Here is a 16,754-nt window from a genome sequence, read left to right on the forward strand (position 1 = left end):
CGTCCTTCCTCTGATTGAGGGGTGCCAAACGGATGAGCGGAAGCTAACTTACCAGCATTCGAACGTCAAGAGAGCGGAGACTGGCCGATATCCCGGAAGAGACCCGTTCCGTGGGGATCGGCATGGGGGCGACGGCATCCTGAAGGACATCAGCGGCGGGCACGTTTGGCGGGATGTCATCGTTATCCCTATGCCCGGTGGCACGGCCTGGGGCTGGCCGGTAATCCTGCCGCGCGCCTTGACGGGGGCCAGGCTTTCGCGTGACCCCAGGCGCCCGAGGACGACAGCGCGCGTTAAGCCAGCGCGTTAAGCCAGGTTACGCGAAATGATCAGCTTCTGGATGTGACTGGTGCCCTCGTAGATCTTGCAGATCCGCACATCGCGCAGATAGCGCTCCACCGGGAAGTCGGTGAGGTATCCGTAACCGCCGTGGATCTGCAGCGCATCCGAGCAGACCTTCTCGGCGATTTCGCTGGCAAACAGCTTGGCGATCGATGCCTCTTTCATGCAGTTGACGCCGGAATCGCGCAACCGCGCGGCGTACAGGCAGTACTGGTACGCGACGTCGACCTGCGCGGCCATATCGGCCAGGTCGAATGCCACGCCCTGGAGCCTGGCAATGGGCGCGCCGTACGCTTCCCGCTCGCCGGCGTACTTGATCGCGGCCTCCAGCGCAGCACGCGCGGCGCCCGCGGCGATAAAGGCGATGCCGATGCGGCCGTCGGCCAGTCCCCCCATCGCCGTGCGATAGCCGTTGCCCTCATCGCCCAAGCGGTTTTCGGCCGGCACGCGGCAATCTTCCAGCGCGATCTGGGCCGTATGCGCCGTGTGCTGACCGAGCTTGCTCTCGATGCGCGTCACGTGATAGCCGGGCTGCTTCGGGTCGATGATGAACGTGGTTGCACCACGTTTTCCGGCTGTTTTGTCGGTGATCGCAAAGACGACGCCGACGCCCGCTTCGCTGCCGTTCGAAATGAACTGCTTGGCGCCGTTCAGGACGTAGTGGTCGCCGTCGCGGCGGGCTGCCGTGCGCAGCGCGGCGGTATCGGAACCGGCATGCGGCTCGGTGAGGAGGAACGCGCCGATCGATTCGCCGCGTGCCATCGCCGGCAGGTAGCGCCGCTTCTGTTCTTCGGTGCCGTGTTCGGCGATGGTCATCGCCGTGAAGTTGTGCACGTGGACGATGGTGGCGAGGCCAGCGTCGACAGCGGCGAACTCGTGCTGTGCCAGACAGAAGTCCAGCACGCCGGCGCCCGTACCGCCGTACTCTTCGGGAATGAGCATGCCGAGAAAGCCCAGTTCCGCCATCGCCTTCAGTTCGCTGTATGGCCATGCCGACGCGGCATCGCGTTGGGCGGCGGTCGGCGCGATGATCTCGGTAGCGACGCGCCGTGCGGAGTCTCGGATCAGGATCTGTTGTTCTGTCAGGAATGCAGTGGATATGTCTGTCATGATTGCCTTGCCTTTATCGAGGGCCTGGTATGGGGTACAAGCGCGTTTTGGGAGCCATCGTCCGCGCCGCGCGGGCGCACGGATCGGCAGCCCCTGCGCTGCGCAGAAAGAGCCTGGCCGGATCAGCGTGCTTGCCAGTCCTTGAGTACCGAGTCGGTATGTTCGCCACGGCGGGGAATTGCGCCGGGGCGGGCGGCAGGCGTGGCGGAGAAGCGGGGCGCCGGGCTGGCCTGCAGGATGCCGCCGTCGCGGGTATAGACCTCGCGGGCCTTCATATGCGGATGCGCCGCCGCTTCGTCGGGAGTCAGCACCGGCGCGAAGCAGGCGTCCGTGCCTTCGAGCAGCGCGCACCATTCGTCGCGCGTGCGGCTTGCAAAGAGTTCGGCGAAACGCTCGCGCAACGTTGGCCAGTTGCGCGAATCGTAGCCGTTGTCGAAGGCGCGATCGTCGGCGACACCCAGCTTCTCGCGTAGTTGCTGGTAAAACTTGGGCTCGAGCGAACCCACCGAAATGAACCCGCCATCGGCGCAGCGGTAGGTGTTGTACCAGTGGGGGCCGTCGAGCAGGCTTTGTCCGCGTGCGGGCGTCATCTTGCCCGAAGCCTGCAGCGTCAGCAGCAGCGTCATCATGTGCGCGGTGCCGTCGACGATAGCGGCATCCACCACCTGACCCTGGCCCGTCGCGCGCGCGCTCATGATGCCGGCCAGCAACCCGACGGCGAGGTACATGGCGCCGCCGCCCACGTCGCCGATGAGGCTTGGCGGCGTGACGGGCGGCTCGCCCGGCTGGCCCGCGTACCACAGGGCGCCAGACAGCGCGATGTAGTTCAGATCGTGTCCCGCAGCATGGGCGAGCGGTCCGCTCTGGCCCCAACCGGTCATCCGGCCGTAAACCAGACGAGGATTGTGCTGCAGACAGACGTCCGGGCCGAGGCCGAGGCGCTCCATCACGCCGGGGCGCATGCCCTCGATCAGCGCATCGCACTGTTCGACCAGTTCCAGCACGGTGCGTACGCCTTCGGGCGTCTTGAGATTCACAGCGATCGAGCGCTTGCCGCGGCTCGCGATGTCATTGTTGCCGACATCCACGCGCTCAGTGTCGGCATTGACGCGATCGACGACCACCACGTCTGCGCCGAGATCGGCGAGCAGCATCCCGCAGAAAGGCCCTGGGCCAATGCCCGCGATTTCCAGTACCCGGATGCCGGTGAGCGGCCCTTGCTTGTTTGACGCCATCGTTTGTCTCGCTATGTTTGTAGTCTGCCTAATGATAGACAGCCGCATGCTGCGGCACACCCCCTCAAGCAGGAGGGGGCGGATGGCGGTCCTGGCTGTGATCCGAAGCTGTGATCCCCCTATTCCGGGCAGGGGCACGCGGGCGGGCATGCGTGTACGTTCCGGCGCGTGCTGAAGGGCGCGCGAATGCGAGGGCGGACATGGCGATCCACGGCCCGCTTGATCGGTCGGCTACTGGATGAATCCGTGCTCGCGCGCCCACATCATGGCGTCGTAGCGCGTCGAGACGCCGAGCTTGGTGAGGATATTCCGTACGTTCCACTTCGTCGTGCCGACCGTGATGTTGAGCGTCAGCGCGATGCGTTTGTTCGACATGGCCTGCGAGATCAGCAACAGGATTTCGAGTTCGCGCGGCGTGAGGCTCACGTGTTGCGCGGCCAGCGAGGCAGTACCCGAGGGGCTGACTCGAACGGGGGCCGTGCCGAGCTTGTCGAGCACCGTGTCGAGATAGTGCGCGGCCTGCGTGCCGAGGGCCGGTTCGTGACGCACCGTTGCGAGCAACGGACCGATCCGTTCGCCTTCGTCGAGGAAGGCTCGCATCAGCCCAAGTTTCGCGCCCGAGCGCACGGCATCGGTCAGGCATTGGGTTGCCGCATCGTGCTGCTCGAGATTGTCGAAGCTCACGGCCGCCAGCAGGTTCGCCCGCACGAGCAGCCGCTCGCGCCCGAACGATCGCGCGAACGCCCGGACTTCATCGAGCGCATGGAGCGCCTGACTGGCATCGAAGTTTGCCAGTGCGAGCCGCGCGCGCGCGAACGCAGCGATCGCCGAAAGCTCCGCGTGGAAGCTGGCGCCGCGGTGCGCCTCGCCGAGCGCGCATAGTCTTGCGACTACGTCGTCGGCGCGAATGTGATCGCCGTCGGCAAGCAGGATGCGCGCCTGTTCGGCGAGCATGTACCCCATCGGCCTCGCGAGGCCAAGACCGTGGAAGTGCGCTGCCTGGACATCGAGAAAGGCGAGCGCCGCCGCGGAATCCTGTTGCAGACGATCCAGCCGCGCATGGCATAAGGAGGCCTGAATCATGACCTCCGGCCACGAGGATCGCAGGATGCGCGCCCGGTTGGCGAGGACCTCGCGCGCGTCATCGATGCGGTCGAGTTCGTAGTACACCTCGCCCAGCATCGCCGCACAGGTACTCGCGCACACCGAATGCCGCCCATAGGACGATTCCGCCTGTTCGAGGAGAGCCGATGCCAGGTGGACTGCCTCGCTCACCCTGCCTTGCGCCAGGTAGATGGTCGGCAGCGTTGCCTCGACGAGCAGCGCAATTTCGCTGCCGTGGTCTTCGGCCATGACCGCGTTGTCATTGAGCAGTCTCAGCGCGTCCTTGACGCGGCCATTGCGGGCATACGCGTTTGCCAGCGCGCCGAGATAGAGGTACTTCAGCATCCGGTTGTCAGGCCATTCGCTGCGCGGGCGCTCCAGTAGTGCAATGACGCGTTGATTGTCATCGCGCTGCGTGGCGATGGCCGCTTCTGCCAGCGCCAGGTGCACCGCGGCGGCGGGGTGGCTCGCCATATCGGTGCGCCGAAGCTGCTCGAGCCAGCGCTGCGCGAGCGAGGGTCGGGCCGTCAGCGCATACGTGAGGCAGCCCAGAAAGAAGAGCCTCGGGTGAGCGGACAGTGCTTCCTGTGGCAGGTGCTCGAGCAGATGCACCATTGCGCCGACATAGCTGAGGCTCCAGTTGGCCGGTGCCGCTTGCTCGATGGCGTTGACGGCAAACTCGACGTCGCCGCCCAGATTGGCGTGGCGGACCGCTTCTACGAGGAGGTCGTGGCTGGCGAACCACTGGCTGCCGCGACGGTGCAGCGCTTCGACCGCATCCTTGCCCCGTTGCGCAAGCCGCGCGGCGAGGAATTCGCCGAGCAGCGGATGAAACCGGAACCACGGCGAGCGATCGTCTGACTCGACGCGCTGGATCAGCAGGCTTTCGTCCTCGGCTCGCCGCAGCAGATCGGCTGCATTCTCCGCGCCGGCAACGAACGCGGCGAGATCGGCGTTGAAGCGCCGGAAGATGGAGATCGACTCCAGGAAAGCGATCAGGGCCGGTGGAGACTGCGCGATGACATCTTCGGCGAGATACGCCTGGAGATCGCCCGATCGCCACAGGAATGCGTGCAACTGCTCGCGTGTACCCGGGCGGCTGCGCAACATGATGGCGATGAGTTGCAGGGTCGCCGGCCATCCCTGGGTCATGTCCTGGATCAGCCGCAGTTCATCGGCGGTGAGCTTCATCGTGCTCAGATTCTGCTCGAAAAACGCCTGGGCTTCTTCGCGGCTGAACGGCAAATCCGAAAAGTCCACCTCGGCCACCTGCCCGTAGACGCGCAGCCGGCTGATGCTCAACGCAGGCGCCACGCGCGACGAGATCACGATGTGCAGATTGCCAGGGCTGTGGGTCAGCAACTTCTGCATCAACTGATGCGCCCACGGGTCTTCGACGTGGTGGTAGTCGTCGATGAAAAGATAGATGTCCTTGGCGAGTTCCTGCGCGCCGGCGATGATCGCCGCCACCACGTTTTCGATCGATCTTGCGCCGTGGTCGTCCTCCGCCAGCGTATCGTCGTCTACCTCGATGCCAAGACGTTTGAATGCGGCGAGCAGGTAGCGGCAGAACACCGAGCCGCGCCGGTCGTCCTGGGTGAGCGCGAGCCATGCGACTTCGGCGCCGGCCTTCATCAGTTCCTGGCGCCACTGCACGAGCAGGATGGTCTTTCCAAAGCCGGCGCCCGCAGTGACAAGCGTGATCGTGCAATGCTGGGTTTCGCGCAGCCGGTCAAGTAGTTGCCTGCGTGGGATGTGTCGCGTGCCGATGCGTGGTGGTGCGAACTTCGCTTGCACGAGCAGATCGTCGAAATGCATTGTCGGAAATTTTCTGGGGTCGATTGCCACCAGCGCGTTCTCGCGCGGGTGCGTGGCCCGGGAGCGTACGGTGGCAAGCAGAAACTGAACAGCGAGGGTTTTCACCAAGGCACACGCAATGGCGCGCAGCAACCGCACCGGGCGAGCGCCTGATGGCTGGCGGCACCCATCCTGTTTGCATGCTAGCACGTCCTTTATGCAAGATCGGCAGCTCACAAGTCGCGCCTGACGGGTCTTCCGCGTCGCGCGGCGGCCCAGAGGCCGTTGCCTACCCGTTGATCCCCCCCGCAAATGGAGGGGAATCCATCGACTCAAATCCCTATCGTAGCAATGCACGAGTGACACCACCGGTGCGCAAGCGCCGCAGCACGTATGGGGCGTGCGCGTCCAGCCACGTGCGGACGGGTGTCATGCAGCTTACGTATCGCCTGAAAAATGGCATGAATCGAGGAGAACAGCATGAGCGTTTCGTTTGAAGTACGGGGTTCCGTCGGCTGGATCACTTTGGCGCGGCCCGAGGCCATGAATGCGCTGGAGCGCGGCATGGTGGATCGCATGACGGCCAAGCTGGTCGAGTGGAAAGATGACGCGCAGGTTCGCGTGGTCGCGTTGACCGGCACCGGTCGCGCATTTTGTGCGGGTGCCGACCTCAAACAGGTCGGCGCGCCGACCGCGCCTGGCGAGATGGACTTTCTCGATGCGATCGTGGTGTTTTTCAACACGCTGCGCGCCTTCCCGCGGCCCGTGATCGCTGCGGTCAACGGCATCGCATTGGCCGGCGGCCTCGAAGCTGTGATGGCTTGCGACTTTGTGATCGCGGCGCAGAGCGCGCGCTTTGGCGATGCGCACTCGAACTTCGGCGTGTTCCCGGGCGGCGGCGGTGCGGCGCTCCTGCCACGTAAGGTGCCCGTCAACGTAGCCAAGTACTTGCTGTTCACCGGCGATTCGCTGCCGGCCGAAGACATGAAGACCTACGGCCTCGTCAGCGAAGTGGTGGCGGACGCGGAATTGCAGGCGCGCGTCCAGGCGCTCGGCGAGAAGCTCGCGGCCAAGAGTCCCATCGTGCTTACCCGGATGAAGCGGGTGGCTGACGAAGCCGCCGACAAGTCGATCGCGGACGCGCTGCGTCACGAGGTTCTGGAACTGCGCAACCATCAGCGCTCGTACGACATTCAGGAAGGCCTGCGCGCGTTCGTCGAAAAGCGCAAGCCCGAATTCAAGGGCTATTGAGCGGCGAGGGGCGCATCCGGCCCCGCGAACGTCCCGGCGCTGCCGGCAAGCTACCAACATTAAGAAAACATCTGAGGTAAACATGGAAGATATCTACATCGTCGGCGTTGGCATGACGCCGTTCGGTCGCCACATGGACAAGAGCGTCAAGCAGCTGACGGCATGGGCCGTAGAAGATGCGCTCAAGGATGCGGCGTGCGACCGCAAGTGGGTGCAGGCGGCATTCTTCGGCAACACGACGCAAGGTCACTTCGACGGTCAGCACATGATCCGCGGTCACGTCGCGCTGTTGCCGATGGGTTTTGGCGGCATTCCGATCTACAACCTCGAAGGCGCATGCGCGTCGTCGAGCGCGGCCTTCAATCTGGGTGTCATGCAACTGCGTGCCGGTGCGGCCGACGTGGTGCTGGCCGTGGGTGCGGAGAAGATGTACACGAACGACAAGGCGAAGATGTTCTCGTGCTTCGAGTCGGCGTGGGACATCGAGACGCTCGAGGAAAACAAGAACTACCTGGCGAACATGGGCAAGGATATCGTGCCGCCGCCGGGCTCGCAGTCCGACAAGCCGTATAGCCCGTTCATGGATGTCTATGCGGCGCTCGGCCGGGGCTTCATGTCGCGCTTCGGCGTTACGCAGCGCCAGATTGCGGCGGTGGCGTCGAAGAATCACGGCCACTCGGTGCACAACGAGCGCTCGCAATACCGCAAGCCGATGAGCATCGAAGAAGTGCTCGCCGCGCCGCCGATCACGTACCCGATGACGCTGCCGATGTGCTCGCCGATTTCCGACGGCGCCGCCGCGGCAATCCTGTGCACAGAATCTGCGCTGAAGAAATACGGCTTCGATCGCAGCCGTGCGATCAAGGTAATGGCTAGCGTGATGCGCTCGGGTTCGGCGCGTGCCGCCGACGACCACGCAAACGCCTGCACGCCGCTCGCTGCCAAAGATGCATTCGAGCAGGCTGGTATCAGCCCGAGCGAAATCAATGTGGCCGAACTGCACGATGCGTCGGCGATCGGCGAACTGATGCTGTTCGAAGGTCTGGGGCTGCGCGAGCCGGGCATGAGCGGCATCCTCGCCGAACGCGGCGAAACCACGATCGGCGGCTCGATTCCGGTCAATCCGTCGGGCGGCCTCGAATCGAAGGGCCATCCGATCGGCGCGACCGGCCTTGGACAGATCTTCGAGCTGGTCGACCAGTTGCGCGGCAATTGCGGTCCGCGCCAGGTGGAAGGCGCGCGCTTCGCGATTCAGGGCAATGGTGGCGGTCTGTGGCGTGTCGAAGAAGCCACCGAACACATTGCCATCCTCGGCCGGGTTTGATTCCCGAACTTACGGTTACTGCAGAGAAAAACCATGAATATTGAAATGCCGACGGAATACCAGCGCGAAGCGGTCGAGAGCTTCCGCAAGTTCCTGAATAGCGAGATTCGTCCGATCGCCAAGCAGTTTCGTGACCGCTTCATCTTCAAGGAGAAGATGCGCGAGATCACGATGGCCATTGCGGAATTCGGTTTGCCTGGCGCATCGCTCGCGGAAGAGCATGGCGGCATGGGCCTGTCGATGGTCACTGAAGCGATGCTGTTCGAAGAGCTCGTCACGGTGTCGGTCGATATCGGGCTGTGCGTGATGATCAACAAGGGCATGACGCAGCTCGCCGCTGACCTGCCGTCGCCGCTGCGCGAACGCTACCTGCCCGACATGCTGGCCGGGCGCGGGTTCGCGAGCTTCTGCATCAGCGAGCCGGACGTTGGCTCGAACGTGGCGGACATCAAGGTCACGGCACGGCGCGACGGCGACCACTTCATTCTCAATGGCGAGAAGACGTGGATCTCGAACGGCGACTACTCCGACTGGATCGTCGTCACGGCGCGCACCGGTGAGAAGGAGTTGACGCACATCCTCGTCGATCGCAAGGAGCATGGGTACGAGTCGCGCAACATCGAAAAGATCGCGCTGAACTCGCAATCCACCGCGCAGATTTTCCTCACCGACTGTCGTGTGCCCGTCACCAATGTGGTGGGCACAATCGGCGAGGGGCTGAAGAACACGATGAAGACGTTCGAAAAGGCACGCGCCAACGTGGGCATGCTATCGGTGGGCCTCATGCGTGCCGCGCTGGAAGAGTCGATCGCCTACGCAACGGAGCGCAAGCAGTTCGGCAAGAAAATCGCCGGCCATCAGCTGATTGCGGAAAAAATCGCCGAAATGGCGACGATGACCGATGCGGCGCGTCTGATGTGCTTCCGCGCCTTCTCGATGATGGACGCAGGCGTTCGTTGCGATGTGCAGTCGTCGATGGCCAAGTGGTTCGCCACCGAGGCAGCGGTCAAGGTGTGCCGAGACGCGGTGCAACTGCATGGTGGCAACGGTCTGACGAAGGAGTTCAACGTCGAGCGTCTTGCGCGTGAAGCGATCGTGATTCCGATTCCGGACGGCACGACGGAGATCCAGAAGCTGATGATCTCGCGCGCGCTGACGGGTATTGGCTCGTTCATCTAAAGCCGCTTCGGCACGGGTGCGCAAAAGTCAGGAGATGGACAGCGCGCGCCCGTAGCCGCTGGTGCGGCAGGGCGGGTAGCATGCGGTCCGCCCGCCGGGGACGCACAAAGGACCCACAGGTTCTTGTGCGCTTTTGGCAGCCGCGCTCATCGGGCAACGTTCATGCCTTATCAATCCATCTACCGGCCCGGCCTGTTCGAGGGCAGGGTGGTCATCGTGACCGATGGCGGTAGCGGTATCGGCCGCTGTACCGCGCATGAACTGACGGCGCTTGGTGCGCGCGTCGTCATCGTTGGACGCAATGCCGAAAAGCTCGCACGGGTGAAGGCGGAGATCGAGGCCGATGGGGGCAGCGTGTCGTCGCACATCTGCGACATCCGTGACGACGCAACAGTGATGTCGACCGTCGACGCGGTATTGGCCGATCACGGGCGTATCGACGGTCTCGTCAATAATGCCGGCGGCCAGTTTTTCTCTCCCCTCAAGAGCATTTCGTCCCGGGGCTTCGACGCGGTGGTGCGCAACAACCTAACCGGCGGCTTCATTTTCATGCGCGAAGTGTTTGTGCGCTGGATGGAGCAGCACGGCGGTTCGATCGTCAACATGACCGCCGACATGTGGAATGGTTTGCCCGGCTTCGCACATTCGGGATCGGCTCGCGCCGGCATGCATTCGTTGACCGAAAGTGCCGCATCCGAGTGGGCTGCATCCGGCGTTCGGGTGAACAGCGTCGCGCCCGGTCTCATCGCTTCCAGCGGCTTCGACAACTATTCCGGCGAAGCCGCATCGACCATTCTCAGCTTCACGAAAACGATACCGGCTCAGCGCTACGGCACCGTGGCCGAAGTCTCGGCGGCTATCGTGTTCCTTCTATCGCCCGCAGCGGCGTTCATCACCGGCACCTGCATCCGCGTGGATGGCGGTGGGCCTAATGCGCGTAGTCACTGGACGTGCCCGCCACACCGGAACAACGTTCCGTTCGAAGGCTTTCATCTGGACGCGTTGCCGGATCTGCTCAAGCGCGGTCAGTGAGGTACGCGGGCCGAACACTCGCGTGTGAAGAATATGTACAACAACAGGAGACGTTTTCGTGAAACGCATCATGCCGATAGCGTTCTGCGTCGCACTTGGGGCGACACTTGGGGCCGTCAGTTCAATTGCCGCACCGACCATTACCGAACCGACCAGGGTTCAGGGGATGCCCGGCTATAACCAGCCGAATCAATACCTGACCCGTCGAGCCGTCAAGGTGGCGGACAACATGGAGCCGGTTATCGACAATACCGAGCAGAACCGCGAGGCGCGGCAAAAGCTCGAGGCATTGCAGCAGAAGACGGGCAAGCGGCCGAATGTCGTCATCTTTCTGCTCGATGATGTGGGGTACAGCGATTTCGGCTTCAACGGCGGCGGCGGGGCAGTCGGAAACGACACGCCGGATGTGGACCGTATCGCCGGCCAGAGCCTGGTTCTGAGTTCGGCCTACTCGCAGCCGAGCTGCTCGCCCACGCGCGCTACGATCATGACCGGCCAGAACATGGCGCATCACGGCATTCAGGTGCCGCCTATGTACGGCCAGCCTGGCGGCCTGGAAGGGCTCACCACGCTTGCGCAACTGATGTCGCGCCAGGGTTATACGACCCAGGCGGTCGGCAAATGGCACATGGGTGACAACGTGGGCTCGCAGCCGCAAAACGTCGGGTTCGACGATTTCCGCGGCTTTCTGTCCGTGTCCGATATGTACACGGAGTGGCGAGACCCGGAGTACAACCCGGAGATCGCACTGAGCCCCGATCGCTACAACGCCATTCGCAATCTGCCGTTCAACAAGAGCGACGTGCATGCGGTGAAGGGCGGAAAGATCGAGAACCTGTACGAGATCAACACCGACACCATCAAGGATCTCGACCAGAAGTGGCTCGCCTATACGGTCGACTTCCTGAACCGCCAGAAGCAGGCGGAGAAGCCCTTCTTCCTCTATTACGCACCGCGTGCGTGTCACTTCGACAACTATCCGAACGACTACTACCGCGGGCGTTCGGCATCGCGCACGACGTACGGCGACTGCATGGTCGAAGTCAACGACCTCTTCAAGAAGATGATCGATACGCTCGAGGCCAATAACGAACTGGATAACACGGTCATCTTCTTCGCCTCGGATAACGGTCCCGAGCAAGAGGTTCCGCCGCACGGCCAGACGATGTTCCGCGGCGGCAAGGGTTCGACGTGGGAAGGCGGTGTGCGCAGTCCGTTTTTTGTGTACTGGAAGGGCATGATTCCCGCGCGCAAGTCCGACGGGTTGTTCGACTTCGCCGACCTGTTCAATACGTCGCTGTCGCTTGCCGGGCAACCGGGTGCGGCGCTGGCGAAACAGGTTCCTGCCACGACCTATATCGACGGTATCGATCAGACCTCCTTCCTGCTGGCTGACAAGGGCGTATCGAACCGCCGGAGCATTTTCTACTTCTGGAACGACGAAATAGCAGCGGTTCGGGTCGACGAGTTCAAGTTCGTGATCAAGGTGCAGCTTGCTGATTCGGTGACTCAAGCCGGGTATAACGGAGGCTTCAGCGGCACGATCGCACAGCCGTGGACGGCTCTGATGTTCAACCTCTACACCAATCCGAAGGAAGACGAGACGGTCAGCATCCGGCATATTCCGGCGGCTATTCCCATAGCCGGAGAGCTTCAGCGTTATCGCGAGGTGCTGAAGAAGTACCCGCCGCGCACCCAGATCTCCTTGAAGCAATGACGCACGCCGGCGCTCTCACGGGCGCCGGTACGGCCATCGATGACGGAGGTTTGGACGTGACTTCACCCAGGAAGAGAAAGCACATCTGGATCACGGCCGCGCTGGCCGTCCTCACATTGGGCTGTGCGTTCGCTGTCTATCAGTACAGCGAGGAACCGGCTGCGTTCAGCGTGGCCGACGGCGTGGCCGGCTTGCGCAATATCGTCCGGATTCCCGGCGACGTCGCCTCGATCATCGGTGCTTCATATCGGTGAGCTAGACACCGGTGCGTCCATCGGTTTTGGTGTAACGCTTGATTAGAGGTTTCAGAATGATTCCAGCAAAGAGACGAAAACACATCGGGTTCGCAGCGGTGCTGGCCGCGCTCATTCTAAGCTCTGCTGTCGCGGCCTATCAATACAACAAGGAGCCCGTTGCGCTCAGCGTTGGCGATGGCAAAACCGGTCCGCGCGACATGGTCTGGATTCCCGGTGGCGAGTTCGCCATGGGAAGCGATCACCAGCACGCTCAGCCGAACGAAGGCCCGGCTCATCGGGTGAAAGTGAGTGGTTACTGGATCGATCGCTACGACGTCACCAACGCGGATTTCGCGCGCTTCGTCGCTGCGACGGGCTACGTGACGACCGCCGAGCGCAAGCCGCGCTGGGAGGACCTGGCCGTGCAGTTGCCGCCGGGTACCCCGAAGCCTGCCGACAGCGTGCTCGTGCCAGGGGCGCTGGTGTTTGCCGGAACAGACGCGCCCGTACCGCTGGAGGACTATTCTCGCTGGTGGAAGTTCGTTCCGGGCGCAAACTGGCGGCATCCGACTGGACCCGATAGCAATATCACGGGAAAAAACAAACATCCCGTAGTGCAGGTGTCCTACGAGGATGCGCAAGCCTACGCACGGTGGGCACACAAGCGGCTCCTCACCGAGGCGGAGTGGGAATACGCGGCAAGAGGCGGTCTCGAGCAGGCCGACTACGCGTGGGGAGCCGAATTTGCACCGCGCGGAAAGAAGATGGCCAATACGTGGGACGACGCGTCCCGGCCATTTCCTGTTACCGCGGCGCGCGGCACCCATGAAAAGGTGCAGGTCGGCACCTCGCCCGTTGGCCGCTACGCGCCGAACGGCTATGGTCTGTACGACATGGCCGGCAACGTCTGGCAGTGGGTCGGCGACTGGTATCGCGCGGACGCGTTTCGTATCGAAGCGGCGAGTGCGCGCGTCGTCACGGACCCGAAAGGCCCGTCGAACAGTTTTGACCCGGCATTGGGCGAGACCGCTTACGCACCCGCTCGCGTGACCCGTGGCGGCTCGTTTCTGTGCAGCGAGACGTACTGCATGAGCTACCGGACAAGTGCGCGGCGTGGTACGGATCCGATGAATGGTATGTCGCATCTTGGCTTCCGCCTCGCGATGGACGAGAGCGAATGGAAGCGTGAACGCGACAGGCCCGACGCGAAGTAGCGCGGGCGCTACATATCGGGCCCGCCGTTAGCGGGCCCGATACCACGCGACGCCGTCCCCGTCCGTCTCGATCGAGGCTTGATCACGGGCCACGAGGTAGTTCAGGTGGGCGATGCTCTCGCCGGTAGCGAGTCCCAGCAGCGAAGCATCCGTCGACGAGATCGCCCGCGCGAAGAGGGTGCCGAATACGTCGATCACTCGGCTCGGCGACTGCAATGCCGCGTGCAGTCGCGCGAGCACGCGCCGCTGACTGGACGCGAGACGATCGAGCCGTTCGTGCAGTCCGACAAAGGGTTCATTGTGCGCGGGCAGTACCAGCACATCGTTCGGCACCCGCTGCCGGATCTTTTCGATGGATGCGAGCCAATCGGCGAGCGGGTCGGCATCGGGCTCGGTCGGATGCACGGAGACGTTGGAAGAAATGCGCGGCAGCACCTGATCGCCCGAGATCAGGAGTCGCAGTGACGGGCAGTACAGGCACGCATGTTCGGGCGTATGGCCCGAACCGACCACCACCTCCCACTCGTGTTGGCCGATGCGAATCACCTCGCCATCCTGGATGCGCCGGTAGCTATCTGGCAGTGGCGACGTCATCCTGCCGAAGCCGCCGAAGCGCTGCCGGTAAGCGCCGATCGCGTTTTCATCCCAGCCCGCGCGGCGATAGAAAGCGATCGCCTCGTCCGGCGCTGCGCGACCGGTGTCCCCCACCAGCACGCGGCAATTGAGATATTCGAGGCGCGTCATCCAGAGGCGGCATTCGAACCTGCGCGTGAGCCATCCCGCCATCCCGACGTGGTCAGGATGCATGTGCGTGACGATGACGCGGCTTGGCCTCTGTCCGGCGAGCGGCCCGTCCAGCACCTCGTTCCACGCGGCAGTCGTGTCCTCGTTGTAGACGCCCGTGTCGACCAACGTGTAGCCATCCGTGTCCGCAATCGTCCACAGGTTGATGTGGGTCAATGCCGAGGGCAGGGGCATGCGTATCCACTGCACACCGGGTGCGACCTCGCGCGTATCGCCGCGCTCCGGCGGCGTACCGCAGGGATAGCTGAGCACGCCGCGGGTATCGCTGCTGTGGTTGTCCGTCATCGTTGTTGTGTCCTTTCGTGTGCAGATCTACAGGATGCTTCACCCGTAAGACATGTATCGCGATTCGAGTGAAATGTCACCCTCCGTTCGGGGGGGGCGACGTGCCAGCCACTTTCCCGTCTCTGTCGGCGTGCGAACCGCGCATGCCGCGCGTGGGCGCCCCGTCTTTACGAGGGGGAGGCACAGCGCTTGAAAGATGCTTAAATCTGGACCCACTTCGACGTGCTGCCGCCCTGCATGCCAGACGAGCGGTGCGCGTTGGCACGCGGACGGACGCAGCACGTGCCCCAGTTTCCCATTCCAAAGAGGAGAAAGACCATGAGCTACATCGCGCCACTCAAGGACATGATGTTCGTGATGAAAGAACTGGCGGGTCTTGACCGCGTCGCGACGTTGCCGGGCTTTGAAGATGCGACCGAGGAGACCGCGCAGGCCGTGCTCGCGGAAATCGCGAAGTTCTGCGGCGAAGTGGTGGCGCCGTTGAACGCACAAGGCGACAGGAATCCGAGCACCTGGCTCGACGGCAAGGTGACGACGACGGCCGGCTTCAAGGAGGCCTTCCGTCAGTTCTCCGAAGGCGGCTGGCAGGGCGTCATGCATCCGGTCGAATATGGTGGCCAAGGGCTGCCGAAGCTAATCGCGACGCCTTGCCTCGAGATGCTGAAGGCCGCGAATCTGTCGTTTTCAGCGTGTCCGTCTCTCACGGACGGCGCAATAGAAGCGTTGTTGATTGCCGGTTCGCAGGCACAGAAACAACTGTATTTGCCCAAGCTGGTGTCGGGTACGTGGACCGGCACAATGAATCTGACCGAGCCGCAGGCGGGGTCCGATCTGGCGCTCCTGCGCGCGCGAGCTGAGCCGCAGGGCGACGGCTGTTACAAGATATTCGGCACGAAAATCTTCATCACGTGGGGCGAGCACGATATGGCGGATAACATCGTCCACCTCGTGCTGGCACGCACCCCCGACGCACCCGAAGGTGTAAAGGGCATCTCCCTGTTCATCGTCCCCAAGTTCCTCGTCAACGAGGACGGCTCGCTCGGCGAGCGCAACGATGTGCATTGCGTATCGATCGAACACAAACTCGGCATCAAGGCAAACCCGACTGCCGTGCTGCAGTATGGCGACAATGGCGGTGCGACCGGCTATCTGATCGGCGAGGAAAACCGTGGCCTCGAATACATGTTCATCATGATGACCGCGGCGCGATTTTCGGTCGGCATGGAGGGCCTCGGTGTGTCGGGCCGCGCGTATCAGAAGGCGGCCGCCTACGCGAAGGAGCGGGTGCAAGGTCGGCCCTCCGACGGTTCCGCGAGGCACGCGGTCGCGATCATCCATCATCCGGACGTGCGCCGCATGCTGGCGACGATGCGCGCGCTAACCGAAGGGGCGCGCGCACTCGCGTACGTCGCGGCCGGCCATTGCGACATGGCGCATCGTCATCCGGACCCGGCAACGCGCGCCGAACATCATGCGCTCTATGAATTTCTGGTGCCGGTCATCAAGGGGTGGAGTACGGAGCTTTCGCTCGAAGTGACGGGCCTCGGTGTGCAGGTGCATGGCGGCGTGGGGTTCATCGAGGAGACAGGCGCCGCGCAGTACTACCGCGATGCACGCATTCTGCCGATCTACGAAGGCACCACGGCGATCCAGGCCAACGACCTCGTCGGCCGTAAAACGGTGCGCGACGGCGGCGAGGTCGCAAAGACGATTCTTGCGCAGATCGATCAAACGCTCGCGGCGCTGCAGGCACACGTTTCGTATGAGTCGAGTGCTGCCTTCCCGGCGCTGCATCGCCATCTTGCGGCGGGCCGGGGCGCGTTCGCGAACGCAATCGAATTCATGATCGCGCACTTCAGGAGTGATCCGAATGCGGCGTTCATTGGGAGCGTGCCGTACCTGAAGCTGACCGGGATCGTGCTGTGCGGCTGGCAAATGGCACGAGCGCTGCTGGTGGCGGCGGACAGGATGGCCGACGATCCGTCGTTTTACGGCGCGAAGATCGCCACGGCGCATTTCTACGCCACGCACGTGTTGCCCCAGGCGATAGCGCTCGAATTGACAATCCTCAGCGGACGGGGCGGTGAAGGTGTACTGGCGCTCGCCGAGGATCAGTTTTGACTG

Annotated in this window: 12 protein-coding genes; 8 read left to right on the forward strand and 4 right to left on the reverse strand. The window is 63.3% G+C overall.

Annotation, left to right across the window (positions count from 1 at the left end):
* Positions 1–306 precede the first annotated feature (306 nt).
* From PQR53_RS10100 to PQR53_RS10110, 3 genes are all read right to left on the reverse strand, one after another.
* Positions 307–1,452, reverse strand: coding sequence for an acyl-CoA dehydrogenase family protein (locus PQR53_RS10100; RefSeq protein WP_408226432.1), 1,146 nt, complete (start codon positions 1,450–1,452; stop codon positions 307–309).
* Positions 1,453–1,574: 122 nt separating this feature from the next.
* Positions 1,575–2,687, reverse strand: coding sequence for a CaiB/BaiF CoA transferase family protein (locus PQR53_RS10105; RefSeq protein WP_408452734.1), 1,113 nt, complete (start codon positions 2,685–2,687; stop codon positions 1,575–1,577).
* Positions 2,688–2,918: 231 nt separating this feature from the next.
* Complete coding sequence (locus tag PQR53_RS10110; protein WP_408406188.1) at positions 2,919–5,714, reverse strand: winged helix-turn-helix domain-containing protein; 2,796 nt, start codon at positions 5,712–5,714, stop codon at positions 2,919–2,921.
* Between the two features lie 354 nt (positions 5,715–6,068).
* Here PQR53_RS10110 and PQR53_RS10115 point away from each other — a divergent pair, with 354 nt between their 5' ends.
* The 7 genes from PQR53_RS10115 to PQR53_RS10145 all read left to right on the forward strand — a co-directional run bounded on the left by PQR53_RS10115 (position 6,069) and on the right by PQR53_RS10145 (position 13,541).
* Entirely contained in the window at positions 6,069–6,839 is a 771-nt protein-coding gene (locus tag PQR53_RS10115) for an enoyl-CoA hydratase/isomerase family protein (RefSeq protein ID WP_408226441.1), read from the forward strand.
* Between the two features lie 82 nt (positions 6,840–6,921).
* On the forward strand, positions 6,922–8,163 hold the full coding sequence (locus PQR53_RS10120) for a thiolase family protein (RefSeq protein WP_408226444.1): 1,242 nt from the start codon (positions 6,922–6,924) through the stop codon (positions 8,161–8,163).
* 33 nt (positions 8,164–8,196) lie between these two features.
* The gene (locus PQR53_RS10125; RefSeq protein WP_408226447.1) at positions 8,197–9,342 is read left to right on the forward strand and encodes an acyl-CoA dehydrogenase family protein; all 1,146 of its coding nucleotides are present in this window, start codon (positions 8,197–8,199) and stop codon (positions 9,340–9,342) included.
* Positions 9,343–9,504: 162 nt separating this feature from the next.
* Positions 9,505–10,374: an SDR family oxidoreductase gene (locus PQR53_RS10130; protein WP_408452735.1), complete on the forward strand. Its 870-nt coding sequence runs from the start codon at positions 9,505–9,507 to the stop codon at positions 10,372–10,374.
* Positions 10,375–10,432: 58 nt separating this feature from the next.
* Positions 10,433–12,091 carry a sulfatase-like hydrolase/transferase gene (locus tag PQR53_RS10135; protein WP_408226453.1) on the forward strand — a complete coding sequence of 553 codons (1,659 nt, stop codon included), beginning with the start codon at positions 10,433–10,435 and terminating at the stop codon, positions 12,089–12,091.
* Between the two features lie 56 nt (positions 12,092–12,147).
* On the forward strand, positions 12,148–12,345 hold the full coding sequence (locus tag PQR53_RS10140) for a hypothetical protein (RefSeq protein WP_408226456.1): 198 nt from the start codon (positions 12,148–12,150) through the stop codon (positions 12,343–12,345).
* 56 nt (positions 12,346–12,401) lie between these two features.
* Complete coding sequence (locus PQR53_RS10145; RefSeq protein ID WP_408226460.1) at positions 12,402–13,541, forward strand: formylglycine-generating enzyme family protein; 1,140 nt, start codon at positions 12,402–12,404, stop codon at positions 13,539–13,541.
* A 27-nt stretch (positions 13,542–13,568) separates the two neighbouring features.
* On the opposite strand, the gene PQR53_RS10150 is transcribed toward PQR53_RS10145, so the two are convergent.
* On the reverse strand, positions 13,569–14,630 hold the full coding sequence (locus PQR53_RS10150) for an MBL fold metallo-hydrolase (protein ID WP_408226463.1): 1,062 nt from the start codon (positions 14,628–14,630) through the stop codon (positions 13,569–13,571).
* A gap of 318 nt (positions 14,631–14,948) precedes the next feature.
* Here PQR53_RS10150 and PQR53_RS10155 point away from each other — a divergent pair, with 318 nt between their 5' ends.
* Positions 14,949–16,751 (forward strand): acyl-CoA dehydrogenase, encoded by a 1,803-nt coding sequence (locus PQR53_RS10155; RefSeq protein ID WP_408398012.1) that lies wholly within the window; start codon positions 14,949–14,951, stop codon positions 16,749–16,751.
* Positions 16,752–16,754: the final 3 nt, after the last annotated feature.

The organism is Paraburkholderia fungorum, from assembly GCF_046027605.1.
GTDB lineage: Bacteria > Pseudomonadota > Gammaproteobacteria > Burkholderiales > Burkholderiaceae > Paraburkholderia > Paraburkholderia fungorum_F.